The sequence below is a fragment of the Streptomyces sp. NPDC001315 genome, from assembly GCF_042896175.1.
In the GTDB taxonomy this organism is placed as follows: Bacteria; Actinomycetota; Actinomycetes; order Streptomycetales; family Streptomycetaceae; genus Streptomyces.
Genome location: NZ_JBIAWZ010000027.1, coordinates 13030 through 37053 on the forward strand (window position 1 = coordinate 13030; position 24024 = coordinate 37053).

At 70.9% G+C, this 24024-nt stretch carries 22 protein-coding genes; 9 read left to right on the forward strand and 13 right to left on the reverse strand.

Annotated elements, in window-relative coordinates; all coding sequences use genetic code 11:
* Positions 1-104: 104 nt before the first annotated feature.
* Both glpK and ACFY16_RS38270 read right to left on the reverse strand, forming a co-directional pair.
* On the reverse strand, positions 105-1619 hold the full coding sequence (gene glpK / locus ACFY16_RS38265) for a glycerol kinase GlpK (protein ID WP_390651841.1): 1515 nt from the start codon (positions 1617-1619) through the stop codon (positions 105-107).
* A 40-nt stretch (positions 1620-1659) separates the two neighbouring features.
* Positions 1660-2427 carry an IclR family transcriptional regulator gene (locus tag ACFY16_RS38270; protein WP_390651842.1) on the reverse strand — a complete coding sequence of 256 codons (768 nt, stop codon included), beginning with the start codon at positions 2425-2427 and terminating at the stop codon, positions 1660-1662.
* Positions 2428-2625: 198 nt separating this feature from the next.
* Here ACFY16_RS38270 and ACFY16_RS38275 point away from each other — a divergent pair, with 198 nt between their 5' ends.
* Positions 2626-3048 carry an ATP-binding protein gene (locus tag ACFY16_RS38275; RefSeq protein WP_390651843.1) on the forward strand — a complete coding sequence of 141 codons (423 nt, stop codon included), beginning with the start codon at positions 2626-2628 and terminating at the stop codon, positions 3046-3048.
* 36 nt (positions 3049-3084) lie between these two features.
* On the opposite strand, the gene ACFY16_RS38280 is transcribed toward ACFY16_RS38275, so the two are convergent.
* The 4 genes from ACFY16_RS38280 to ACFY16_RS38295 form a co-directional block, all read right to left on the reverse strand.
* Positions 3085-4158, reverse strand: coding sequence for a PP2C family protein-serine/threonine phosphatase (locus ACFY16_RS38280; RefSeq protein WP_390651910.1), 1074 nt, complete (start codon positions 4156-4158; stop codon positions 3085-3087).
* Positions 4159-4385: 227 nt separating this feature from the next.
* The gene (locus ACFY16_RS38285) at positions 4386-5144 is read right to left on the reverse strand and encodes an IclR family transcriptional regulator (protein WP_390651844.1); all 759 of its coding nucleotides are present in this window, start codon (positions 5142-5144) and stop codon (positions 4386-4388) included.
* A 148-nt stretch (positions 5145-5292) separates the two neighbouring features.
* Complete coding sequence (locus ACFY16_RS38290) at positions 5293-7980, reverse strand: M4 family metallopeptidase (protein ID WP_390651845.1); 2688 nt, start codon at positions 7978-7980, stop codon at positions 5293-5295.
* Between the two features lie 186 nt (positions 7981-8166).
* Positions 8167-9192, reverse strand: a complete 1026-nt coding sequence (locus tag ACFY16_RS38295; protein WP_390651846.1) for a helix-turn-helix domain-containing protein — start codon at positions 9190-9192, stop codon at positions 8167-8169.
* A 514-nt stretch (positions 9193-9706) separates the two neighbouring features.
* Here ACFY16_RS38295 and ACFY16_RS38300 point away from each other — a divergent pair.
* On the forward strand, positions 9707-10939 hold the full coding sequence (locus ACFY16_RS38300; RefSeq protein WP_390651847.1) for a phosphodiester glycosidase family protein: 1233 nt from the start codon (positions 9707-9709) through the stop codon (positions 10937-10939).
* A 14-nt stretch (positions 10940-10953) separates the two neighbouring features.
* Here the strand turns inward: ACFY16_RS38300 and ACFY16_RS38305 are convergent, their stop codons facing one another.
* From ACFY16_RS38305 to ACFY16_RS38330, 6 genes are all read right to left on the reverse strand, one after another.
* Positions 10954-11148: a hypothetical protein gene (locus tag ACFY16_RS38305; RefSeq protein ID WP_351146021.1), complete on the reverse strand. Its 195-nt coding sequence runs from the start codon at positions 11146-11148 to the stop codon at positions 10954-10956.
* 102 nt (positions 11149-11250) lie between these two features.
* On the reverse strand, positions 11251-12114 hold the full coding sequence (locus ACFY16_RS38310; RefSeq protein ID WP_390651848.1) for a phosphatidylinositol-specific phospholipase C/glycerophosphodiester phosphodiesterase family protein: 864 nt from the start codon (positions 12112-12114) through the stop codon (positions 11251-11253).
* A 196-nt stretch (positions 12115-12310) separates the two neighbouring features.
* Positions 12311-13393: an acyl-CoA dehydrogenase family protein gene (locus ACFY16_RS38315; protein ID WP_390651849.1), complete on the reverse strand. Its 1083-nt coding sequence runs from the start codon at positions 13391-13393 to the stop codon at positions 12311-12313.
* The gene (locus tag ACFY16_RS38320) at positions 13390-14571 is read right to left on the reverse strand and encodes an acyl-CoA dehydrogenase family protein (RefSeq protein WP_390651850.1); all 1182 of its coding nucleotides are present in this window, start codon (positions 14569-14571) and stop codon (positions 13390-13392) included. Before ACFY16_RS38320 ends, ACFY16_RS38315 begins: the two co-directional genes overlap by 4 nt.
* Positions 14568-15545 (reverse strand): NADPH:quinone oxidoreductase family protein, encoded by a 978-nt coding sequence (locus tag ACFY16_RS38325; RefSeq protein ID WP_390651851.1) that lies wholly within the window; start codon positions 15543-15545, stop codon positions 14568-14570. The genes ACFY16_RS38320 and ACFY16_RS38325 overlap by 4 nt, the downstream gene beginning before the upstream one ends.
* A 123-nt stretch (positions 15546-15668) precedes the next feature.
* Positions 15669-16241, reverse strand: coding sequence for a helix-turn-helix domain-containing protein (locus ACFY16_RS38330; protein ID WP_390651852.1), 573 nt, complete (start codon positions 16239-16241; stop codon positions 15669-15671).
* An 86-nt stretch (positions 16242-16327) separates the two neighbouring features.
* On the opposite strand from ACFY16_RS38330, the gene ACFY16_RS38335 reads away from it, so the two are divergent.
* The 5 genes from ACFY16_RS38335 to ACFY16_RS38355 all read left to right on the forward strand — a co-directional run bounded on the left by ACFY16_RS38335 (position 16328) and on the right by ACFY16_RS38355 (position 21020).
* The gene (locus ACFY16_RS38335; RefSeq protein ID WP_390651911.1) at positions 16328-17254 is read left to right on the forward strand and encodes an NAD(P)/FAD-dependent oxidoreductase; all 927 of its coding nucleotides are present in this window, start codon (positions 16328-16330) and stop codon (positions 17252-17254) included.
* 33 nt (positions 17255-17287) lie between these two features.
* Positions 17288-18826 (forward strand): ATP-dependent DNA ligase, encoded by a 1539-nt coding sequence (locus tag ACFY16_RS38340; protein ID WP_390651853.1) that lies wholly within the window; start codon positions 17288-17290, stop codon positions 18824-18826.
* Complete coding sequence (locus tag ACFY16_RS38345; protein WP_390651854.1) at positions 18823-19296, forward strand: NUDIX domain-containing protein; 474 nt, start codon at positions 18823-18825, stop codon at positions 19294-19296. Before ACFY16_RS38340 ends, ACFY16_RS38345 begins: the two co-directional genes overlap by 4 nt.
* 76 nt (positions 19297-19372) lie before the next feature.
* Positions 19373-20758, forward strand: coding sequence for an NADP-dependent succinic semialdehyde dehydrogenase (locus tag ACFY16_RS38350; protein ID WP_390651855.1), 1386 nt, complete (start codon positions 19373-19375; stop codon positions 20756-20758).
* Positions 20759-20783: 25 nt separating this feature from the next.
* Positions 20784-21020, forward strand: coding sequence for a DUF6213 family protein (locus ACFY16_RS38355; RefSeq protein WP_390651856.1), 237 nt, complete (start codon positions 20784-20786; stop codon positions 21018-21020).
* Here the strand turns inward: ACFY16_RS38355 and ACFY16_RS38360 are convergent.
* Positions 21017-21484, reverse strand: a complete 468-nt coding sequence (locus ACFY16_RS38360) for a hypothetical protein (RefSeq protein WP_390651857.1) — start codon at positions 21482-21484, stop codon at positions 21017-21019. The genes ACFY16_RS38355 and ACFY16_RS38360 overlap by 4 nt on opposite strands.
* Before the next feature lie 261 nt (positions 21485-21745).
* On the opposite strand from ACFY16_RS38360, the gene ACFY16_RS38365 reads away from it, so the two are divergent.
* Positions 21746-22810, forward strand: a complete 1065-nt coding sequence (locus ACFY16_RS38365) for a type III polyketide synthase (RefSeq protein ID WP_390651858.1) — start codon at positions 21746-21748, stop codon at positions 22808-22810.
* The gene (locus ACFY16_RS38370; RefSeq protein WP_390651859.1) at positions 22807-24021 is read left to right on the forward strand and encodes a cytochrome P450; all 1215 of its coding nucleotides are present in this window, start codon (positions 22807-22809) and stop codon (positions 24019-24021) included. The genes ACFY16_RS38365 and ACFY16_RS38370 overlap by 4 nt, the downstream gene beginning before the upstream one ends.
* Positions 24022-24024 lie beyond the last annotated feature (3 nt).

Here is a 24024-nt window from a genome sequence, read left to right on the forward strand (position 1 = left end):
CCGGACGGGGAATGGGCGAGGCGTGTCGCGTAGCCCTGGTCGCCGAGGCTGGACCACAGCATGACGAGGTGCCCGCTTCTGAGCCGTCGGTGTCGGCGCCGACGTCAAGCGGACCTCGGTGGTCTGATCCACCCCAGCGACCGCTCGACGGCTCGCTGCCAGTTGTCGTATTCCGACTCCCGCCGCTCGGGGTCCATGTCCGGCAGCCATTGAGCGGCCCGGTGCCAGTTGCGTCGCAGGACTTGCAGGTCCGTCCAGTAGCCGACGGCGAGCCCGGCGGCGTAGGCGGCGCCGAGGGAGACCGTCTCGACGACCATGGGCCGCACCACGGGCACGTCGAGTACGTCGGCCACGAACTGCATGAGCAGGTTGTTCGCTGTCATGCCGCCGTCCACCTTGAGTTCCTTCAGGGTGACCGAGGAGTCGGCGTTCATGGCGTCGACGACCTCCCGCGTCTGCCAGCCTGTGGCCTCCAGGACGCCTCGGGCCAGGTGTCCCTTGGTGATGTACGAGGTGAGGCCGACGACGACACCGCGCGCGTCGCTGCGCCAGCGTGGTGCGAACAGACCGGAGAAGGCGGGCACGATGTAGCAGCCGCCGTTGTCCTCGACCGTCCGCGCGAGGGTCTCGATCTCCGGCGCGCTGCTGATCAGTCCCAGACGGTCGCGGAACCACTGGACCAGCGAGCCGGTGACGGCTATCGAACCCTCCAGGGCGTAGATCGGAGGCCGGCCCCCGATCTTGTAGGCGACGGTCGTGAGGAGTCCGTGCCGGGACCGCACGACATCGGTACCGGTGTTGAGCAGCAGGAAGCTGCCCGTTCCGTACGTGCACTTCGCCTCGCCCGGGGAGAAGCAGGTCTGACCGAACAGGGCGGCCTGCTGGTCACCGAGGGCAGCCGTGATACGGACACCGGGGAGGACCGACCGGGCATCGCCGTAACTCTCGGCGGAGGGACGGATCTCGGGCAGCATGGGGCGGGGCACCCCGAAGAACGCCAGAAGCTCCTCGTCCCAGGTGAGCGAGCGGATGTTCATCAGCATGGTGCGGCTGGCGTTGGTGGCGTCCGTGATGTGCAGGCCGCCGTCCGCGCCCCCGGTGAGGTTCCAGATCAGCCAGCTCTCCATCGTGCCGAACAGCACCTCGCCGTCCTTGGCGCGCTCTTCCAGCCCATTGACATGGTCGAACAGCCAGCGGATGCGCAGCGCCGAGAAGTAGGTCGAGGGGGGCAGGCCGCACCGCTCGAGGAAGAACTCGTCTCCGGGTTCGTGTCTGAGGTCCTCGACGAGGGGTGCTGTGCGGGTGTCCTGCCAGACGATCGCCCGGCCCAGCGGGGCACCCGTCCGCCGGTCCCAGAGCACCGTCGTCTCCCGCTGGTTGGCGATGCCGATGGCGGCGACCTCTCCCGCGCCGACACCGGCCCCGGACAAGGTCTCGGGCACGATGCGCAGCAGATTGCGCCAGATCTCGACGGCGTCGTGCTCGACCCACCCGGACCTGGGGAAGTGCTGCTGGTGCTCCCGCTGGGCGACCGACACCAGCCGCCCCTGGTGGTCGAACAGAATGCATCGGGTGGAGTTGGTGCCCTGATCGATGGACATCACATACCGTTCAACCATGATCGGGTCTGCCTTCCGAGGTGTCGAGGAGGCGGGGGGATCACCAGCGCGTTGCCCCCAGGTCTCTGGAGATCGCTCGTGCGGCCTCGCGCAGCAGGGTGATCAGACTCGGCCGGGGACGGCCCTGGCCGTCACAGATCCTCTCGACCGGGCCCGACAGTCCGATCGCCCCGACCACGAGGCCGCCGTGCCCGCGGATCGGCGAGGCGACGCCGGCTTCGCCCATGCTCATTTCCTGGACCTCGGCGGCCCAGCCCAGCTCGCGTACCTCGGCGAGCGCCCGGGTGAGCTGCTCCCGGGAGACCAGGGTGTGCCGGGTGTACGCCTCCAGCCCGGATTCCAGCGCCGAATCGAGCGGCGCGGCCCCGAAGGCCAGCAGAACCTTGCCGAGCGAGGAGGCGTGCAGCGGCAGCAGTGAGCCCACGTCCAGGGTCTGGAGCGTGTCGTCCGGCCGGAACACATGGTGGACGACGAGGACCTCGCCCTCCAGGGGAGTGCCCAGTCGGACCGATTCCCCACTGCGGGCGGCCAGGGCGTCAGCCCAGTTGATGGAGCGCGACCGCAGCTCGTTGACGTCGAGGTAACTGGTGCCGAGGTGCAGCAGGGCGGCCCCGAGCTGGTACTTCCCGGTCGCCGCGTCCTGTTCCACGAAATCGACATGCTGGAGCGTGCGCAGAATGCCGTGGGCGGTGCCCTTCGCCAGCCCCAGCGAGGCAGCCACCTCGCCGAGCCCGAGACGGCGGGGCCCACCGGCGAGCAGACGCAGGATCGCCGCCGCCCGTTCGATCGACTGGACTGGGCCGGCCATAGTGCGAGCGTATTACCGCCGTGGAGGGTCCGCTTTACGTGCAGGTGGACGGTTCGCCCCTGGATGAGGTGGCTCGTTCGGTAATGCCGACCGCCGTTCATTGACCGGCCTCGCCGCGCTCCCTAACGTCGCTCCGAGGCCCGGCAACGGCGCAGAGGCCCGGTGTCCACCGGGCAGCGATCACCCGGAGGAGAGCAGATGGCGGCACAGCTCAATGCGGTGCTTCGGCACGCAGTCGAACACGTCTGGCCGCTGCCGCCCGTCCCCGGGGCCGTCTCGGCCGTACGCCGACGGGTGGGGGCGGTCCTCGCCACCTGGAACGTGTCCCCGGAGACCGTCGAGGACTCGCTCCTGGTCGTGTCGGAGCTGCTCACCAATGCGGTCGTCCACGCCCTGCCCCCGGCGGAGCTGCGGCTGTCGTGGATTCGGGGCGACGGGCCCGGCACCCTGCGGGTCGAGGTCACCGACGCCGGACCCTCGCGTGCGGGGCAGTCGCCCGACGGGATCGACCCGGACGAGCACGGCCGGGGCGAGCAGATCGTCCACGCGCTGGCGGCTCGGCACGGCATACGCATCCACTCCGGCGGGGTGACCCGATGGGCCGATCTCGTCGCGGCGTGAGCTCGAGCGGCCGCTCCTGTTGTCCCCACGCCGCCTTCACATCAGGGCGCTGCTCCGGGCAGCCGGGGAGCGGCTGCCGGCGCTGACCGCTTCGGACATGGCCGGTTTGCGAAGCAGGAGCAGCGCCGCGTCATCGTGCAGTCGGCCGCCCACATGCGCCAGCAGTTCGTCGTGGAGCCCGGTGAGGGTGCGGGCCGGCTCGTCGCACACGTGGCGCTCCAGTCCTTCGGCCAGCGGGTAGAACGCACGGCCGTGGTCGCGGGCCTCGGTGACCCCGTCGGTGTAGAGCAGCAGTTGATCTCCGTCGGCGAAGGGCAGCACCTGGAGGCTGGGCACCTCGCCCGACAGGGCGCGCAGCCCGAGGGGCGGGGCCGGATGGGTGGGATCGACCGCCACGACGCTTCCGGACGCGCGTACCAGCAGCGGAGGCGCGTGTCCGCAGTTGACCACTTCCAGGTGCCCTTCCCGCGGGTAGCCGGCGACCACGGCGGTCACGAAGTCGTCGTCGCTGGCGAGATTGCGCGCCAGGCTCCGCTCGATCCTGCCGACGACGGCGAGGAGATCGGGCTCGTCGTAGGCGGCCTCACGGAAGATCCCGAGCACGAGTGCGGCAGTCCCCACGGCCGGCAGCCCCTTGCCACGCACATCGCCGACGATCATCCTGACCCCGTACGGGGTGGGTATCAGCGCGTAGAGATCCCCGCCGATACGAGCCTCCGCCGCCGCGGCGCTGTAGCGGACGGCCACCCGGAACGGGCCGACGGTCTCGGGTACCGGCTTGAGCAGCGCGTGCTGCGCGGCCTCCGCGACCGAGCGAACGGCCGCGAGCACCCGTTCACGACGTCCGCGCAACGCGCTGGCCAGGCCACTCGCCAGAGTGACGGCCACCAGGGCGGTCAGTACGGCCGCCAGCTCGCTGTCCGGAACACCCTCCCGGGTGCCGAGCGTCGCGCCCAGCACCGCGGCGAGGACACCGACGCAGAGGACCCCGCGCGGGCCGTTGGTGGTGGCGGCCAGCGCGGGCCCGACCGCGAGCAGCGGCAGCCAGATCATCCCCCCTACACCGAAGGCGTCGACGAGTACCACGGCGCAGACGATCAGCACGGGCAGTACGGGCACACCGGCGGCCAACGGAGCCGCTGGGCGTGTCCGGGCGAATGCTCCGAGACAGCGCACTCGGTTCCTGAACGACCGCATCGACCAGGGGGCGCCACCGTACTCTCGGGCCTGAGTCATGTTTCGTCCGCAGTCCTCACCTGTTGTGGGGGATGCACTCCCAAAATGTCCGTTTCATCCAGGAAACGTCCTTCGGCTCAGGCGCCACAAGGACCGGGATTTCAGATAGTGAGCGACAGGCTCCTGGTCACGCGGTTCGCGGTCGGGATCAGCCGCGCCAGGATCTCCTCGAGCCGGGAAACCCGGTCCGCCGGCAGTGAGACGCCGAGCGAACCGAGGGTGTCCCCGCTGTAGACGGGCACGGCGACGCAGACGGTGCCGAGGGCGTACTCCTCCAGGTCCGTGACGGCCGGGGCCACGGGTGAGGAGTCGAGCCGCCTGAGCAGTTCCGGAGGGCTGGTGATGGTACGTGGCGTGAGGTCGGCGAGGGAGTGCCGGGAGAGGTAGTCCCTGCGCGAGTCGTCGTCCAGTTCGCGCAGCACGGACTTGCCCAGAGCGGTGGCGTGCCCGGCGTCCTCGAATCCCACCCAGAGGTCCACCCGGGGCGCCCGGGGGCCGTCGACGATCTCGGCGATCCGGATCTCGCCCTCCTCGTAGAAGGTGAGGTAGGTGGCGATCGCGAACTCGTCCCGCAGCGCGGCGAGCGTGGGACGGACCCGGCTCAGCATCGCCTGCCCGCGGCCCGAGGTACGCAGTGTCTGCAGCTTGTCGCCGAGGATGAACCCGCCGTCGTCCATCTTTCGTACGTATCCGTCGTGCACCAGCGTCCGCAGCAGGTGATAGGCGGTGGCCAGGGGCAGGCCCGTCTCACGCGCCAGCTGCTTCGCCGGCGCGCCGTTCTCGTGCGCGCTCGCCGCCTCCAGCAGGCGGAATGCCCGCTGCACGGACGTGATGAGCGTCGGACCGTCCTGAGCAGCCATACGACCAGCGTGCGCCCGGTGCCCGGCGCAGGCAAGGCGCGCGGAGTCCGACACCTCTGGGTACATTCCGTCAAGCGGAAGGGCGCCTGCCGAGGGAGGTCCCTCGGCAGGCGCCCCGGGTGTGCGGACCGGCGGTTCTTGTCGGCCGCTACTCGCAGGTCCCGGCGAACGTCTCCCGGGTCACCACGTCCGTCGCCGCCGATGTCGTGTCCAGCCAGGCGATGCGCTGTCCGTCACCGAGGGACGGGGCGAGCTGCGCGCCGGACGAGCACGATGCCCGGACGAACTGACCCTGCCCGGCGACCAGGTCGGCGGTCCCGGCGACCTTCACCCGGGTGGGGCCGGTCCAGGAACCGAGTGCTCCCCAGAGGTCGTACGTCGAGTACGCGAGGTAGTCGTCGGTGACCGAGAACTGTGCGACGTACAGGCTCGACGGGAACTTGAGATTCTTCATCTGCGTCAGGTCGGAGACCGGTGCGGAGCCGATGGACGTGCTGGGGATCAGGAAGCCGCCGCTGACGCGGTAGAACACGCGGTCCGAGGTGAGCTGGATGTCGGAGAGCTCGTTGAACAGGTAGCCGGAGATCCGCTTGCTCTGCGTGGTGCCGGTGGCGAGGTCGTACACGTACAGGTACGTCGCGTCCGTGCCGCCCGCCCAGGCGACCGTGCCGTTGTTCATGGCGAGGCGCGACGCCTTGGTGCCGGCCTCGGGTGTCAGGTTCACGGTCGTGCCGTCGGCCTTGCGCAGCATGACGTCCTGTTCGCCGTCGGACGTGGTGCTGATGTAGGCGAGGGCTCCGTCTTCCGTGACAGGTTCGGTCTCGTCGGCCTCCGGCGTGTCGACGAGCTTCCCGATCGCGCCCTGGCCCTTGTCACCGGCGGCGTAGATACCGACGCCGTCGGCCGCGACCCGAGTGAAGACGACCCGGTCGTCGTCGATCGAGGGGTCGATCAGATAGGCGTCGTCTTCGGCGAGCTCGTGGTCGGACGCGCCGTGCTGCTTGCTGAAGCGGCCGACGGTGATACCGAAGGCCGCGGAGCCCTTGTCCCAGGCGACGGCGTCGCCGTGACCGACGGCGTAGACGTCACCGGCGATCTGCGCGGCCTGCTCGTCGATGCCGCCGTACACCTCGTACGCGGGCAGGATGTCGGCGCCGATGGTGGTGCCGTCGTGGGTGCCGCCCTTCTGCTCCCAGCCCTCCTCGATGCCGTGGTCGTCGAAGGCCTGGGCGATGGCGGCCTGGTCGGCCGCGGAGACCTTCAGCGACTTGGCCGCGAGGGTGACGGCGTTGCGCATGTCCGTGAAGCCGGACAGCGGGGTGAGGTAGTTCTGCGCGGCCCGGTAGACGATCTGGTCCGCGAGCTTGGTGTCGAGGTGCTTGCGCATGTCCCACAGGGCTCCACCGACGATCGTGGAGTTGTAGTGCACACCGCCGTTGTCGATGTCGAGCGTGATCGGCTCGTAGTCCTGCTGCGCGTTCCGGCCGTCGTTGAGGTCGCGCAGGGCGCAGTCCGCGAGCGGCTTGGTGCCGTTGCACAGGTACTCGCCGATCAGCCCCGACGTCGGATCGTCCATGGCGACGCCCTTGTCGGCGGTCTCCATGGCGTTGCCGAAGTAGTCGGATATCGCCTCGTTCAGGGCACCGGACTGGTTGAGGTAGACGAGGCCCGCGCTGTGCTCGGTGACACCGTGCGTCATCTCGTGGCCGACCACGTCGAGGCCGACCGAGAGCGGTACACCGTCCATGTGGCCGTAGACCATCTTGGAGCCGTCCCAGAAGGCGTTGGCGTAGTCCTTGCCGTTGCTGGAGACGTTGACGACCGAGTAGACGCTGCCGCCCTTGCCGTCGATGCCGTCGCGGCCGATCTCGTTCTTGTAGAACTCGTAGACCTTCGCGGCGTTGACGTGCGCGTCCACCGCCCCCGACGTGGTGTTCGCGCCGTCGAAGCGGCTGGTCGCCGAGGTGACGAGTGGCACGTCGTCGCCGACGGGGCCGTACGCCACGTCCGCGTAGTTCTGGCGCTGCGCGTCGTAGGTGCGGATCTGCCCGCCGGTCGTGGAGTACATGGCGCGCGTGGAGTCGACCAGCGCGTACGAACCGTCCGCCTGGCTGTCCGCGTTCAGCTCGACCTCGGTGCCGTCGACCCGGACACCGGTCGCCACGACGGGCGTGGCGTCGGCGGCGTCGATGTTGTTGTACGACAGTGCCAGACCGCCCACCCGGGCGTCGACGTAGGCCTCCTGGCGGACCGGACTGCCGTCCCGCTCGGCTCCGGTGACGGTGAAGTGCCAGGCGAGCCGCCCGCCCTGGGCGTTGGGCAGCACGGCCAGACCATGCCTGGCGGTCTTGGCGCCTTCGATTCCGGCGAGGTGGCTGTCGAGGCTGAACAGGCGCTTCTCGGCGCTGGACTCGTCGACCTTCGGGGTGGTGGAGACCGTCAGGTCGGTGTAGAGCGTGCCGGTGGCCGAGGTGACCTGTTGCGCCTCACCGGACGACTCGGTCTGTACGGCGTACTCGGCGCCGAACACGGGGACACCGTCGTGGAGCTGCTGGAACCGGACCGAGGACTGCTTGCCGTCCTTGGTGGTCTTCAGGGTCTTCAGGTCCGAGACCGGTACCTGATAGATGTCCTGATGCTTCTTCAGGTGCGCGCGCGCCGCCTCCGCGGGGGTCCCATCGAGCGGTGCGTCGCCCAGGTCCTGCGTCATCGACGGGGCGACCGGCACGGGTGACGCCGCCTGGGCCGACCCGCCGGTGGCCGGGGCGTCCTGCGCCCAGGCCGGTCCGGTCAGGAGCGCGGAACCGGTGACCGCCGTGACAACGGTCGCTGTCACGGTGCGCCATATACGTCTCGTTCTCACAGCACTCTTTCCATCGCACGGGAGCGCGTGGGCCGCAACGGCCCAGCGCGTGACGTGCCTTGATGGTTCGGCACGTTCTGTGCGCAGTACAAGCAATCCCGGTGGCGTGAAAGTGCCGTGGCGACAATGCGCCGTTCCGCGGGCCCGGCCCAGGCCCCTTCAGTCGGCCCAGCCGGACTGTGCCGCGTGCCATCCCAGTTGGAAGCGGGTCGACGCGTCGGCTCGTTCCATCAGGTTGTGCAGTCGACGCTGCACGGTGCGGCGCCCGATGCCCAACTGGCGGGCGATCGCCGCGTCGGTGAGTCCGATGCGCAGCAGCCCGAGCATCTGCCGGTCGAGCGGTTCCACCGAGTCCGGGCGGGGCCGGGTCGATGTCTCCCCTGCGGCGTTCAGCTGTCTGCCCTGGGTGAAGTACTGCTCGAACAACGCCGTCAGGGCGGTCAGCAGGCCGCTGCGGTGCACGACCAGCGCGACCGGTTCCGTCTCGTCGCGTTCCGGGTCGAGGGGCAGCAGCGCCACCCGCCGGTCGACGATGATCAGTTTGATCGGCAGCTGCCTCACCACGGCGATCTGCTGCCCCTGGGCGGCGAGCTCTCCGAGCGAGGCCGCCGTGCCCGGTCGCTCGAGCCAGTGCCGCTCGACGACCGAGCGCAGTGTCACACCACGACGCATCGACTCGCGCTCCACCTCGTCGACATTGTCCTCGAGGGTGATGGCGACCGTCCGCGTCATCGGGACCAGGGTGCACACCTCGTGCTCGGCCTGGCGCTGCATGGCGATGAGCCGGCGGCGTATCGCCACACCGCCCGAGAGCACCTCCACCGGCGCGCCCGCCGCACGCACCTGGGCGGCGCGATGCCGCTCGGCGAGATCTCCGACCAGGAACTCCACTCGGTGCAGGGCCGACCTGTGCGCCTCGATCAGGGGTCCCAGCGCGAGGACCGGAGACGCGGCACGGTAGCGGGGAGCACCTCCGTCCTCGGCCTGCCGACAGTTGGCGAGTCCCTGCTCGACCAGGGCGTCCAACGCACGGTTCACCGCGGCCTCGCTCAGCAGGCCGGTCAGGTCGGCCGGTTCGCTGTTCGGCCGGTCCACCAGCAGCCGGTAGACCGTGTCCTCCTCGGGGCCCAGGCCGAGGAGCGTCAGCAGGGACACCTGGGCGGGGGCGGCGGGTTCGCGTGTCAACGGCGCGCCTCGTTCCGTCGCATGCGGGGCATACGGAACTCCGGCAACCCGGCCCGGACTCGGACAGCTCCGCCTCCCGCGACGCTGCGCATGTCCGTCATCCGCCCACTCCTTGCCCACCCCACGCCCCATGCGATGCCTTGATCCTTTTTCGTACGACAGTCAGGTTAGTCATACGCTGCCACCCCGTCGCGGGCGGAGCGGACGCGGCCAGACGGTCGGTGCCGCACGGTGGCGGAAGCGTTCCTCGGCGGCCCGGGCGTGCAGCCGGACCCGTTCGGTGTCGACGGTGAGTATCCGGGCCGCCGTGGACGAGGAGTCCGCCGTCGACCCGGACCCGGTCGCCGTCAGCCCTGCGCGCGAAATAGTCCGGAACCGCGCCGAAATCACCCGAAGGCGGGCGTTCCCCTCACTCGTTCTCGTGCAGTCGCGCTCCCGCCGACCCGGCGCGAGACACCGTCTGGTGAACTTCCCTTGAGAGCTCGGAGAGTTGCCGTGACTTCAGGGGGGTCATGTGACACGACGTCAGGCTTGGTTCGAGGCGGGCAGATCGGTACTGACGGTTCTCACGGCGTTCAGTGCGTTGGCCGGTGCGGCTCTGGTGGGGGCGGCACCGGCCGACGCCGCGCAGGGCGTCGCGGTCGCACCGGGCGTGGTGTACCGCCAGTTCGACATCCAGGGAGCCAAGGGGGTGACGCACGCCCATGTGCTGAGCATCGACCTGCGCAAGCGCGTACGCCTCGGCCTGCTGTACCCCGGGTCGGTGGCAGCGCGGCGCACCGTCTCCGGTATGGCCGACGCCCAAGGCGCCGTCGCGGGCGTCAACGGGGACTTCTTCAACATCACCGAGACCCAGCACCCGGGTGTGCAGGCGACCGGCGCGAGCGTGGGACCGGCGATCGTGGCCGGCCGGGTGCTCAAGGGGGCGGTGCCGGACGGTCAGCGGTTCGGACCCCAACTGCCGCCGGGCACGAACACCGGCGAAGTGCTGGGCGTCGGCGCCGACTGGCGGGCCCGGCTCGACCGGCTGACCCTCGACGGGTCGATCCGCACGCCCACCGGAAGTCTCCCGCTCGGCGGGCTCAACCAGTACGCGCTGCCGGTGGGTTCCATCGGCGCGTTCACCTCGGACTGGGGCAGCGCCTCCCGGGTGCGGGCCACCTGTGGGACGGACACCGACCGGGCCGCGGCGTGCAGCACGGACACCTACGAGGTGGCCGTCAGGAGCGGCAAGGTCGTGTCGCTCGCCGACACCCCCGGTAGCGGCGCCATAGCCGCGGGCACCACCGTTCTTGTCGGACGTGAGGCGGGCGCGCAGCAGTTGCGCAAGTTCTTCACGGGTGAGGCGGTGACGGTACGGCAGAAGCTGGTGGCCTCCGGGACCCGTATCCCGTACCGCTTCGCCCTGGGCGGCTACCCGGTCCTGCGCAAGGGAGCGCCGCTGGCCGGCCTCGACGACACGGCCTCGGCGGTACGCACCGCCGTGGGCATCACGAACGGCGGGCGGGGCATGGTCCTGCTGGCGCTGGACGGCGCGCCCGCGTACCGCAGCGGACTGACGATCGCCGAAGTGGCGGACGCCCTGCGGGACCTGGGCGCGGTCGACGGTTTCAGCCTGGACGGCGGCGGGTCGTCGACTCTGGTGGCCCGGGCACCGGGCGTGACGAAGGTGTCCGTGCGCAACCACCCTTCGGACGGTACGGAACGCGCCGTGGCCAACGGGATCGGAGTCTTCACGGTCAAGTGACGCCCCCCACGGGGTCACGGCTTCAGGCTGCTCACGACGGCCGCCGTCGCCGTGATCCCGCCTGCGATGGTGGGTGCGATGCTCGTGCTGGCCAGGGAGAAGCCGAACAGCGCGCAGACCAGGGCGTGGGAGATCTTCAGCCCGCCGTTGCGCAGGAAGATCACTGCCAGGATCAGGAGCAGCAGCACCACAGAGATGGAAATGGCCATCGTCAACCTCCTCCGCCACGTCCGCTTCGCGGCGTTCGGCGGCAAGTGTGACGTAGCGGAGGGTTCGTCCGGGCGGCTGACACGTCCCCCGAACGTGTGGTCTTACGCCGGGCGGTATGCGTCCAGGAACGCTTCGAGGCCCGCCAGGTCATCGGTGTTGAGGTAGTCGACGCCGGCGGCGAGCAGTTCGGTCCACAGGGCGTCGCGGGCGGGTCCGGCCGTGTCGGGGGTGGCCCAGAACCGAACCTTCTGGCCGCGCGCGTGTGCCGCCCGGACGATGCCCGTCAGCTTCTGCCGCTCGGCTTCGGGGAAGACGCCGACACCGAGCCAGCTGAAGTTGAGCGTCCAGTTGTCGCTGATCAGCGAGACGAAGGAAGCGGGCGCGGAGCCGCCGAGGTCGGCGAGCCGACCGTCGTAGAAGGCCCGGCGCACGGTCTGCGCCTCCATGGGCGTACGGGCCGCGCGGTCACCGGAGATGACGGCGGTGACGGGGCCGGAGTGGACGCGGCCGTCGGCGTACGTCGTGAACAGGTGCCGGTGGCGCCGGAGGTGACGGTCGAGTTCGAGGTACGTCGACGAGCCCTCCGTCTTGATGTCGATGAGGAGTTGCAGGGGCGTGCGGTCACCGCGGTACACGGAGCCGTGGTTGGCCCGGACGCGGGCGGCGAGCGGGTCGAGGTAGAGGGATTCGAGGGTGCGGGACGGGTCGAGGTCCTCCGGGTCGTGGGCGACGAGGAGCTGGTCGCCGACGAGGTAGATGTCGGCCTCGACGCTGCCGAAGCGGTGGTCGAGGGCGTCGAGGAGGGGGCGAGGGTGCTCGTAGTCGTTGTGGGCATGGGCGTGCCACAGCGGGCGCGGGCCGGGCTTGCGCTCACCGGCGGCGGCGCGCGCGGCGGGCAGGGCGACCGAGCCCGCGAGGGCGGCGCCGAGGGTGGTGAGGGCTCTGCGGCGGGTGGTGCGGGCCATGCTCTGCCTCCCTGGAGGGGTTGTGCGGGACCGAAGCGAGTATGCGTTCGCGCACCCGCCAATTGACATGTCCAGGAAGGGAGTTGGCTGGACTGCCGCCCTCCGTTCACTTCGACGGAGCAGCGCACACGAAAAGGCCCGCCCCGGGTGGGGCGGGCTTTCCGGGGATTTCTCCGGGGATTTCTCCAGGTGTGTCTCAGGGGGTCTGCAGGTCGACCAGTTCGGCCAGGGCCGCACGGTGGGCGCCGGCGGTGCCGTACGCGATCGAGTCGGCCTTCGCCCGCTTCAGGTACAGGTGGATCGGGTGCTCCCAGGTCATGCCGATGCCGGCGTGCAGCTGCAGCGCCTCCTCGGCGGCATGGACGGCGACGGACGCCGCGTAGGCCTGGGCTACGGCGACCGCCACGTCGGCGTCCTCGCCGGTCGCGAGCGCGTCCGCCGCGTTGCGGGCGGCGGCGCGGAGGCCGACGACCTCCAGCCACAGCTGGGCGAGCCGGTGCTTGAGCGCCTGGAACCCGCCCACGGGCCGGTTGAACTGCTTGCGCTCCTTGAGGTAGCGGACCGTCTCCGTCAACGTCCATTCCGCGACGCCGAGCTGCTCGGAGGCCAGCAGCCCGGCCCCGGCGCGCAGGGCCCGTCGTACGGCGGGTTCGGAGTCGCCGAGAAGGCGGCCCGGCGCACCGTCGAGGGCGACCTTCGCCAGCGGCCGGGTCAGGTCCAGGGACGCCTGGGGGGTGATCGTGGCGGTCGAGGCATCGACCGCGTACAGACCACCGTCGTCGGCAGGCACCAGCAGCACATCGGCGACGGCCGCGTCCGCGATGCCGGTCAGCTCGCCGTGCAGGCCGCCGCTCTCGCACCGTACGACCTGGTAGGCGCCGCCGGCCGGGACGTTCAGAGCGACCGCGAGAGCGCCGATCGCCGTGGCGGACGCCAGCTGGGACAGCAGGTCGTCGGCCCCGCACTCCAGCACGGCCTCGGTGGCGACGACGGCGCTGGTCAGATACGGCACGGGAGCGACCGCGCGGCCCAACTCCTCCAGTACGACGGCGGCTTCCCGGTGCGTGGCACCCTGGCCGTCGAGTTCCTCCGGTACGAGCAGGCCCGCGAGGCCCATTCCGTCGGCGAGCGCCTTCCACAGCGCGATGTCGTGCGGCGCGTCGGACTCGGTGCGGGCGATGACGCCCACCGCGTCGCAGTGGTCCGTGAGCAGATCCCGGACGGCGGCGCGCAGCGCCTCTTCCTCCTCCGAGTACAGCAGGTCCGGCTGTATACTCATCGGGCCAGGTCCTTCCATGCGACGTCCTTGTCGGTGCGCGGCTCGGACGGCAGTCCCAGCACACGCTCGGCGACGATGTTCAGCAGGACCTCGCTGGTCCCGCCCTCGATGCTGTTGCCCTTGGAGCGGAGGTAGCGGTAGCCGGCGTCGCGGCCGGTGAAGTCCACCAGCTCGGGGCGGCGCATGGTCCAGTCGTCGTACAACAGGCCCTCTTCACCGCGGAGTTCGACCTCCAGACCGCTGATCTCCTGGTTGAGGCGGGCGAAGGCGAGCTTCATGCCGGCGCCCTCGGGGCCGGGCTGGCCCGCGACGAGCTGCTGGCGCAGGCGTTCGCCGGTGAGGCGAGTGACCTCGGCCTCGACCCAGAGCTTCAGCAGCCGCTGGTGCAGGTCGGGGGTGCGCAGTTCGGGGCGCTCGCGCCAGGTCTTCGAGATCGGGCCGATCATGCCGCCCTCGCGGGGCAGTCGCATGCCGCCGATGGCGACGCGTTCGTTGTTCAGCGTGGTCTGAGCGACCCGCCAGCCGTCGCCGACCTCGCCGAGGCGGCGGGAGTCGGGGATGCGGACGTCGGTGAGGAAGACCTCGTTGAACTCCGCCTCGCCGGTGATCTGCCGCAGCGGGCGGACCTCGACGCCGGGGTCGGTCATGTCGCAGAGGAAGTAGGTGATGCCCGCGTGCTTGGGCACGTCCGGGTCGGTGCGGGCGATGAGGATGGCCCAGCGGGCGAGGTGGGCGCTGGACGTCCACACCTTCTGCCCGTTGACCACCCAGTGGTCGCCCTCACGGACCGCCCGGGTACCGAGCGCGGCCAGATCGGACCCGGCGCCGGGCTCGCTGAAGAGCTGGCACCAGACCTCCTCGCCCACCCACAGCGGTCGCAGGAAACGCTGCTTCTGCTCGTCCGTTCCGTAGCGCAGGATCGTCGGCGCGGCCATCCCGAGGCCGATGCCGATGCGCCGTGGGTCGTTGTCGGGAGCGCCCGCTCCCTCCAGTTCGGCGTCCACGACGACCTGGAGGGAGCGGGGGGCATCGAGGCCGCCGAGGCCCACGGGGTAGTGCACCCACGCCAGTCCCGCGTCGAAGCGGGCCTTCAGGAAGTCCAGGCGGTCGGTCGTGGCAGGAGGATGCGCGGCCAGCAACTCCTTTGTGAGGCGGCGCAGTTCGGCTGCGTCGGTCATGCGGTGGCTCCGTTCTTCAGGGCGGGCACCACGGCGACCCGGCCGGTGGTGACTCCGTCGGCGACCTGCTGGACGGCGGCCGCTGCCCCGCTCAGCGCCACGCGCTCGCTCACCAGCGGCCTGATCGCGCCCCGGGCGGCCAGCTCGGTGAGCTGTTCGTGGCAGTGCTGGATCAGCTTCGGGTTCTTGGTGTTGTACAGGCCCCAGTGCAGGCCGAGGATCGCGTAGTTCTTCACGAGGGCGTGGTTCAGCGCGGGGCTGGGGATCGTGCCGCTCGCGAAGCCGACGACCACGATCCGGCCCTCGAAGGCGACGACCTTGGTGGACTGGGTGTAGGCCACGCCGCCCACCGGGTCGTAGACAACGTCGGCGCCCCGGCCGCCGGTGGCCTCCTTGACGGCGGCGACGACGTCCTCGGCGCGCCGGTCGACGACGACGTCACAGCCCAGCTCGCGCGCGACGGCGGCCTTGTCCGCCCCGCCGACGACGCCGATGACCGTCGCGCCGGCCGCCTTCCCGAGCTGCACGGCCGCGCTGCCGACCCCTCCTGCGGCAGCGTGGACGAGCAGCGTCTCGCCTGCCTCCAGCCGGGCTCGCCGGTGCAGGCCGAACCAGCCCGTCTGGTAGCCGATGTGCAGCGCTGCGGCCTCGGCGTCGTCCAGCGACTCGGGTGCGGGCAGGACGGCGGCGGCATCGGCGACGGCGTACTCGGCGAAACCGCCGTAGGGGAGTGCCGGGTTGGCGATCACCCGCCGCCCGTCCTCGGTCTCGCCGCAGATCTCCACGCCCGGCGTGAAGGGCAGCGGCGGCCGCACCTGGTACTGACCGCGGCACAGCAACGCGTCCGGGAAGTTGATGTTCGCGGCACGCACCTTCAGCAGGATCTGGCCGTCACCGGGCGTGGGCCGCTCCACTTCCTGGAGCCGCATCACCTCACTCGGCTCGCCGTTCTCGTGCACCTGCCATGCCTGCATGCGGAGCCTCCACGGGACTGCGTCGTCTGACCGGGGTCCCTCGCATACTAAGCGGTCGCTTGCCGATCAGGGAACAGTCGCGTGCGTCACGGGCGCCGGCTGGATCAAGGCGCACGAGCCGGGTCACGGCCGCGCGGGCCTCGCCCGTACATGCATCCGCTCCCCCTGCGGCCCGAACAGGCTGAGGAACTCCACCGGCCCCTCCCCCGTCGACCCGAACCAGTGCGGAACCCGGGTGTCGAACTCGGCCGCCTCCCCCGCCGCGAGCACCACGTCGTGCTCCCCCAGCACGAGCCGCAACCGCCCGGATAGCACGTACAACCACTCGTAGCCCTCGTGTGTGCGCGGATCCGGGTCGAGCCTGCGCTGCGGTTCCAGCACCTTGAACGCCTGCAGTCCGCCGGGCTGCCGGGTCAGCGGCCAGTGGGTGCGTCCGAACCTCACGATCGGCTTCGACCGCACCCGCGGATCGCCCACGGGCGGCGCCCCGACCAGTTCGTCCAGCGGCACCTGGTGGGCCTGCGCGATCGGCAGCAGCAGTTCGAGGCTGGGTTTGCGCAGGCCGGACTCCAGCCGCGAGAGGGTGCTGACCGAGATCCCGGTCGCCTCGGACAGTGCGGCGAGGGTCACCTCCCGCTCCTTCCGGATCCGCCGCAGCCTGGGGCCCACATCCGCGAGAACGTCGTCGGTACTCATGCCCTTATTGCAGAATCGGCAAAGCTGTTTGTCAATCCTGCGACGCCCGGGCGACCGTCTCCGGGGAGGTGGTCACCGTGACCGAGATGTACGAAGTGATCGTCGTCGGGGGTGGCGCGGCCGGGCTGTCCGCGGCCCCCGTGCTGGGCCGGGCCAGGCGCCGCACGCTGGTCGTCGACGCGGGCGAGCCGCGCAACGCGCCCGCCGCGCACATGCAGGGCTATCTGTCCCGGGACGGCATGTCGCCCGCGGAGTTCCTCGCCGTCGGCCGCGAGGAGATCGCACGGTACGGCGTCGAACTCGTCCGGGACCGGGCGGTGGACGCGGCTCGGGGCGCGGACGGCGAGTTCGATGTGACGCTCGCGGGCGGGCGGACGGTCCACGCCCGGCAACTGGTCGTCGCCACCGGTCTGAAGGACGAGCTTCCCGCGGTCGCCGGCGTCGCCGAGCGCTACGGGCGCGATGTGCTGCACTGCCCGTACTGCCACGGCTGGGAGGTACGCGACCAGGCCTTCGGCGTGCTCGCCAGTACCCCGATGAGCGTGCACCAGGCACTGATGGTGTCCCAGTGGTCCAAGGACGTGACCCTCTTCCTGCACACGGTCGCCGAGGAGGAACTGTCCGACGACGATCGGCGCAGGCTGGCGGCGGCCGGAGTCGCCGTGGTGCCGGGCGAGGTGACCGGACTGGTCGTCGCGGACGACCGGCTCACCGGGGTGGGGCTCGCGGACGGTACGGCGTACGACCGTGAGGTGCTGTTCGTGGCGCCGCGCGCCGTCCCGCAGAACGATCTGCTGCGGCGGCTGGGCGCCGAGCTGCGCGAGACGCCCTTCGGTGCGTATCCGGTGATCGACGAGCGGGGTCTGACGACCGTCCCGGGCCTGTGGGCGGCGGGGAACGCGTCCGGTTTCGCGGAGCAGGTCGTGAACGCGGCGAGCCGCGGCTACCGGGCGGGGGCGGCGATCAACGGTGAGCTGCTGTTCGCCGATCTCGACGCGGCCGGCCAGATGTAGTCCCGACCGACGCCCCCGGTGCACCATGGCTGCATGCTGCTGACCCGGCTCGCCCAGGTGTCCCAGGAGGTCGCCGCCACCTCGGCGCGGTCCCGGAAGACCGCGCTGCTCGCCGAGTTGTTCCGGGACGCCGACGCGGACGACGTGCCGATCGTCATCCCGTACCTGGCCGGGCGCCTGCCGCAGGGCCGGCTCGGCGTCGGCTGGAAGGTGCTCGGCCGCCCGGTCCCGCCGGCCGCCGCCCCCTCCCTGACCGTGCGTGAGGTGGACGCCAGGCTCACGGAGCTCGGCAAGGTGTCCGGCACCGGCTCACAGGCCGAACGGGCCCGGCTGCTCGGGGAGTTGATGGGTGCGGCCACCGAGGACGAGCAGCGGTTCCTGCTCGGTCTGATCTCCGGCGAGGTACGGCAGGGCGCCCTGGACGCGGTCGCGGTCGAGGGCCTCGCCGAGGCGACCGGGGCGCCGCCGGCGGACGTACGGCGGGCGGTGATGCTGGCCGGTTCGCTTCAGTCGGTGGCACAGGCGCTGCTCGCGGACGGGACCGCGGCCCTGGACCGGTTCCACCTCACCGTCGGGCGCCCGGTCCTGCCGATGCTCGCGCAGACCGCGTCCTCGGTGGCCGAGGCGGTCGGCAAGCTGGGCGCCTGCGCGGTGGAGGAGAAGCTGGACGGCATCCGAGTCCAGGTGCACCGGGACGGCGACACCGTGCGCGTCCACACCCGCACCCTCGACGACATCACCGACCGGCTGCCCGAGGTCACGGCGGCCGCGCTGGGGCTGGTGGGCGAGCGGTTCATCCTGGACGGCGAGGTGATCGCCTTCGACGAGGCAGGGCGGCCGCGGTCCTTCCAGGAGACCGCCGGGCGCGTCGGCTCACGGGTGGACGTGGTCACGGCCGCCGAAGCGGTGCCCGTCTCCCCCGTGTTCTTCGACGCGCTGTCCGTCGACGGCCGGGACCTGCTCGACCTGCCGTTCGCCGAGCGGCACGCGGAACTGGCCCGGCTGGTCCCCGAGCCGATGCGGGTGCGGCGCACGCTGGTGTCCGGGCCGCAGGACGTGCAGGAAGCGGCGGACTTCCTCGCCGAGACCCTGCGGCGCGGCCACGAGGGCGTCGTGGTCAAAGCCCTCGACGCCCCCTACAGCGCGGGTCGGCGCGGCGCGTCCTGGCTGAAGGTCAAGCCCGTGCACACTCTCGACCTGGTGGTACTGGCCGTCGAGCGGGGGCACGGCCGGCGCACCGGCAAGCTGTCCAACCTGCACCTGGGCGCCCGCACCGCCGACGGCGGCTTCGCCATGCTCGGCAAGACCTTCAAGGGCATGACCGACGCGATGCTCACCTGGCAGACCGAACGCCTCCAAGAGCTGGCCGTCGAGGACGACGGCTGGGTGGTGACCGTACGCCCCGAACTCGTCGTCGAGATCGCCTACGACGGCCTCCAGAAGTCCACCCGCTACCCGGCCGGCGTCACCCTCCGCTTCGCCCGCGTGGTCCGCTACCGGGAGGACAAACGCCCACAGGAGGCGGACACGGTGGAGACACTGCTCGCCGCGCACCCGGAGGTGAAGCCTTGAGCGCCCCGCGCGGGAAGCGGAGTGCGGGCCTGCTGTTGTTCCGGCACACCGACCGTGGCCTGGAGGTGTTGCTGGGACATATGGGCGGCCCGTTCTTCGCCACGAAGGACGCCGGGGCGTGGACCGTCCCCAAGGGCGAGTACGAGCCCGGCGAACCCGCCTGGGAGGCCGCCCGGCGCGAGTTCCAGGAGGAGCTCGGGCTGCCGCCGCCCGACGGCGAGGCGATCGAGCTGGGTGAGGTCCGGCAGACCAACGGCAAGATCGTCACGGCGTGGGCGGTCGAGGCCGACCTCGACCCGGCGACGGTCGATCCGGGCACCTTCCGGATGGAGTGGCCACCGCGGTCGGGGCAGCTCCAGGAGTTCCCCGAGCTGGACCGGGTGGAGTGGTGCGGGCTCGACCGGGCCAGGAACGTGATCGTCAAGGCCCAGGCCGCGTTTCTCGACCGCTTGGCGGAGCACTCGACCTGAGCAGACCCGTACGCGTTGCGGTCCTTACCGCCGCGCGGGAAGGTCGAAGCACAGCCCGCTCCCAGGGAGGTCAGTCATGCCCATCGCAACGGTGAACCCGGCGAACGGCGAGACGCTCAAGACGTACGAGGCCATGGGCGAGGAGGAGCTCGAACGCCGGCTCCAGCTCGCCGAGGCCACCTTCCGCACGTACCGGATGAGCACGTTCGTCGATCGCGCCCGTCTGCTCCTCAGGTCCGCCGACCTCCTGGAGGAGGACCAGCAGGACATCGCCCGCGTCATGACCACCGAGATGGGCAAGCCGGTCAAGCAGGCGCGCGCGGAGGCCGCCAAGTGCGCCAGGGCGATGCGCTGGTACGCCGAGCACGCCGAGGAACTGCTCGCCGACGAGGAGCCCGCCGCCTCCGACGTGGAGGACTCCGGCGCCTCCCGCGTCCTCGTCCGCTACCGGCCGCTGGGCCCGGTGCTCGCGGTGATGCCGTGGAACTTCCCGCTGTGGCAGGTGATCCGCTTCGCGGCGCCCGCACTGATGGCGGGCAACGTGGGCCTGCTCAAGCACGCCTCGAACGTCCCGCAGACCGCCCTCTACCTGGAGGACCTCTTCCACCGCGCGGGCTTCACCGAGGGCTGTTTCCAGACCCTGCTCATCGGCTCCGGCGCCGTCGACGACATCCTGCGCGACGAGCGTGTGAAGGCGGCCACCCTCACCGGCAGCGAGCCGGCCGGACGGGCGGTCGCGGCGACCTCCGGGGAGATGGTCAAGAAGACGGTGCTGGAGCTGGGCGGCAGCGACCCGTACGTGGTCATGCCGTCCGCCGACCTCGACCGGGCCGCTCAGGTCGCGGTGACCGCGCGGGTGCAGAACAACGGGCAGTCATGCATCGCCGCGAAGCGGTTCATCGTCCACACGGACGTCTACGACGACTTCGCCGAGCGCTTCACGGAAGGCATGAAGGCGCTGAAGGTCGGCGACCCGCTGGCGGAGGACACCGAGGTCGGGCCGCTGTCGAGCGAGCAGGGGCGGGCCGATCTCGAGGAACTGGTCGACGACGCCAGGCGCAGCGGGGCCGCCGTGCTGTGCGGCGGCGTGCGGCCCGACGGTCCGGGCTGGTACTACCCGCCGACCGTCCTGGCCGGCATCACCCGCGAGATGCGCATCCACCGCGAGGAGGCCTTCGGGCCGGTCGCCACGCTGTACCGCGCGCACGACCTGGACGAGGCGGTGCTGATCGCGAACGACTCCCCGTTCGGACTGAGTTCGAACGTCTGGACGCGGGACGAGAGCGAGGTCGACCGGTTCGTACGGGATCTGGAGGCGGGCAGCGTGTTCGTGAACGGGATGACGGCCTCCCATCCGGCGTTCCCGTTCGGCGGGGTGAAGCGGTCGGGGTACGGGCGTGAGCTTTCCGGGCACGGAATCCGCGAGTTCTGCAACATCACCACCGTATGGCACGGAGCGTGAGTGTTCCGCGGCTACGATCCCCTTTGTGAACCGCGAAGTGACCCTGCCTCTGATCGTCGACGACCGCGGCACGTTGCAGGTGACGGCCGCCGACGTCAGCAAACTGCTGCGCACGGTGGGCGGCCGGTGGCTGCATCTGGTGGAGGCCGGGCAGGAGGGGCTGGACGAGGACACGGTCGCGGCCCTGACCATCGAGCTGGCCAAGCTGGCCGACCGGATCGACGTGGCGTGCATCGCGCACAGCAGCGGGCAGAGCGGCTAGTCAGGACCGGACCCCGCTCGGCTCCAGCTGTGCCGACGTGTCCCAGAACATGGCCTCGTAGCTCTGCGGCAGACGTCCGTGGCGGTTCCTCGCCGATCGCCGCGCAGTAGCCTCCCCACTCCGAGAAGTTGTTCGGTCAGCGCGAGGACCACGTCGGCCGGTACACCGCCCGGGGCGAGCCAGGCGATGTACGCGGGGCAGGCCTGGCAGCCGGGCAGCGACTCGTGTCCCTGTGCCAGCTCCTCGTCCACGCCGCAGGCGGCCGCGAACGCACCCAGCCGCTCCGCCGCCAGGGCCTCCCCTTCGGCGAGAGCGCCGAAGCAAGCGGCGACCTCCGGCTCGAACACCGAGCGTTCCGCCAGACGCCGGAGCGAACGGCGGTCCGCGGCGATCACCCAGCGCTGCCCCAGGGCGAAGCCGGCAAGCGTCTCAAGACCCGCCGCGCCCTGCGCGATCCGGAGCACACCAGGCGGTTGGCACGGAAGTCAGGGGCGAGCCGCGCGCTGGTCGTCTCCAGCAGTTTCCTGGCCGTACGCGCCATTGCGTCCTCCCTTGTCCGGGTATGCGGCACCCTGCCCGACCCTGACACGGCGTCCCCGGTTTGGAGTAGTCCGGCGCGAGATCTTCGTCCTGTCGGGTGATCGTGGTTGGACCACCCTCCGGGGTGAACCACCTTCTGACCGGAGGGCCTTCGCAGGTGCTCCGGACGGCGAAAGCAGGCGGTCATGGCGACTTTGTGCAAACCCTCGGTGTCGGTTCCGGAGCACGTGATCACGATGGAGGAGACGCTCGAACTGGCGCGCTCCCACCACGAGGACCATCCCCAGCTGCCCCTGGCCCTCCGGCTGATCGAGAACACGGGTGTGAAGACCCGGCACATCGTGCAGCCGATCGAGGAGACCCTGAAGCACCCGGGGTTCGAGGACCGCAACAAGCTCTACCAGGCCGAGGCGAAGGCCCGGGTCCCCTCGGTCATCCAGCGGGCGCTCGACGAGGCGGAGCTGCTCACCACCGACATCGACGTGATCATCTACGTCTCGTGCACGGGCTTCATGATGCCCTCGCTCACGGCGTGGCTGATCAACGAGATGGCCTTCGACAGCACCACCCGGCAGATCCCCATAGCCCAGCTGGGCTGTGCGGCGGGCGGCGCCGCGATCAACCGGGCCCACGACTTCTGTACGGCGTACCCCGACGCCAACGCGCTGATCGTGGCCTGCGAGTTCTGCTCGCTGTGCTACCAGCCCACCGACCTCGGCGTCGGGTCCCTGCTGTCCAACGGCCTGTTCGGCGACGGCATCGCCGCGGCCGTGGTCCGCGGCAGCGGCGGCACCGGCATCGAACTGGAGCGCAACGGCTCGTACCTGATCCCCAAGACCGAAGAGTGGATCATGTACGACGTCCGGGCCACCGGCTTCCACTTCCTGCTGGACAAGCGGGTGCCCGCCACCATGGAGCCGCTCGCCCCGGCGTTGCAGGACCTCGCGGGCCAGCACGGCTGGGACGCCGCCGACCTGGACTTCTACATCGTCCACGCGGGCGGTCCCCGAATACTCGACGACCTCAGCAAGTTCCTGCAGGTCGACCCGCACGCCTTCCGGTTCAGCCGGGCCACCCTCACCGAGTACGGCAACATCGCCAGCGCCGTCGTCCTGGACGCGCTGCGCCGGCTGTTCGACGAGGGCGGCGCCGAGCACCGGGCGCGCGGACTGCTCGCCGGGTTCGGTCCCGGCATCACCGCCGAGATGGCCCTGGGCCGCTGGCACTGCGACGACGAAGAGACATCATGACCGAAGAGACGATCGCAGAGACCCTGTCCCCGATCCGGCACTGGCCGGCGCTCGATCTGACCGGCGTCGACTTCGACCCGGTCCTGACCGAGCTGATGCGTGAGGGCCCCCTCACCCGTGTCCAGCTGCCCAACGGCGAGGGCTGGGCGTGGCTGGTCACCCGGCACGACGACGTGCGCATGGTGGCCAACGACCCCCGGTTCAGCCGCGAGGCGGTCATGGAACAGCCGGTCACCAGACTGGCCCCGCACTTCATCCCGGCCCGCGACGCGGTCGCCTTCCTGGACCCCCCGGACCACACCCGGTTGCGCCGCTCGGTGGCCGCCGCCTTCACGGCGAAGGGCGTCGAGCGGGTCCGCGAGAAGGCGCGCCGCATGCTCGACGAACTGGTCGACGAACTCCTCCAGGACGGCCCGCCCGCGGACCTCACCTCGACGGTGCTCAGCCCCTTCCCCATCGCGGTCATCTGCGAGCTGATGGGCGTTCCGGCGGCCGACCGGCACAGCATGCACACCTGGAGCCAGCTGATCCTGTCCTCCTCGCACGGAGCGAACGTCAGCGAGAAGGCCAAGGACGAGATGGGCGCCTACTTCGCCGATCTCATCGGCCTGCGGGAGGGCAGCACGGCCGAGGACGTGACCTCGCTGCTCGGTGCCGCCTTGGGCCGCGGCGAGATCACGCTGGAGGAGGCCGTGGGACTCGCGGTCCTGCTCCAGATCGGCGGCGAGGCCGTCACCAACAACAGCGGACAGATGTTCTACATCCTGCTGACCCGCCCGAACCTGGCCGAACAGCTGCGCGCCGAACCGAAGATTCGCCCCCGGGCCATCGACGAACTCCTCCGCTACATCCCGCACCGCAACACGGTCGGCCTGTCCCGGATCGCGCGGGAGGACGTGGCGATCAGGGGCGTACGCATCCGTGCCGGTGACCCGGTGTACGTGTCCTATCTGGCCGCCAACCGCGACCCGGACGTCTTCCCGTACCCCGAGACGATCGACTTCTCCCGCGACCCGAATCCGCATGTCGCGTTCGGCTTCGGCCCGCACTACTGCCCCGGCGGAATGCTGGCCCGCCTGGAGTCGGAGCTGCTCGTCGACGCGCTGCTCGACCGGGTGCCGGGGCTGAAGCTGGCCGTGCCGCCGGAGCAGGTGCCCTTCAGGAAGGGCGCGTTGATCCGCGGGCCCCGGGCCCTGCCCGTCACCTGGTGAGCC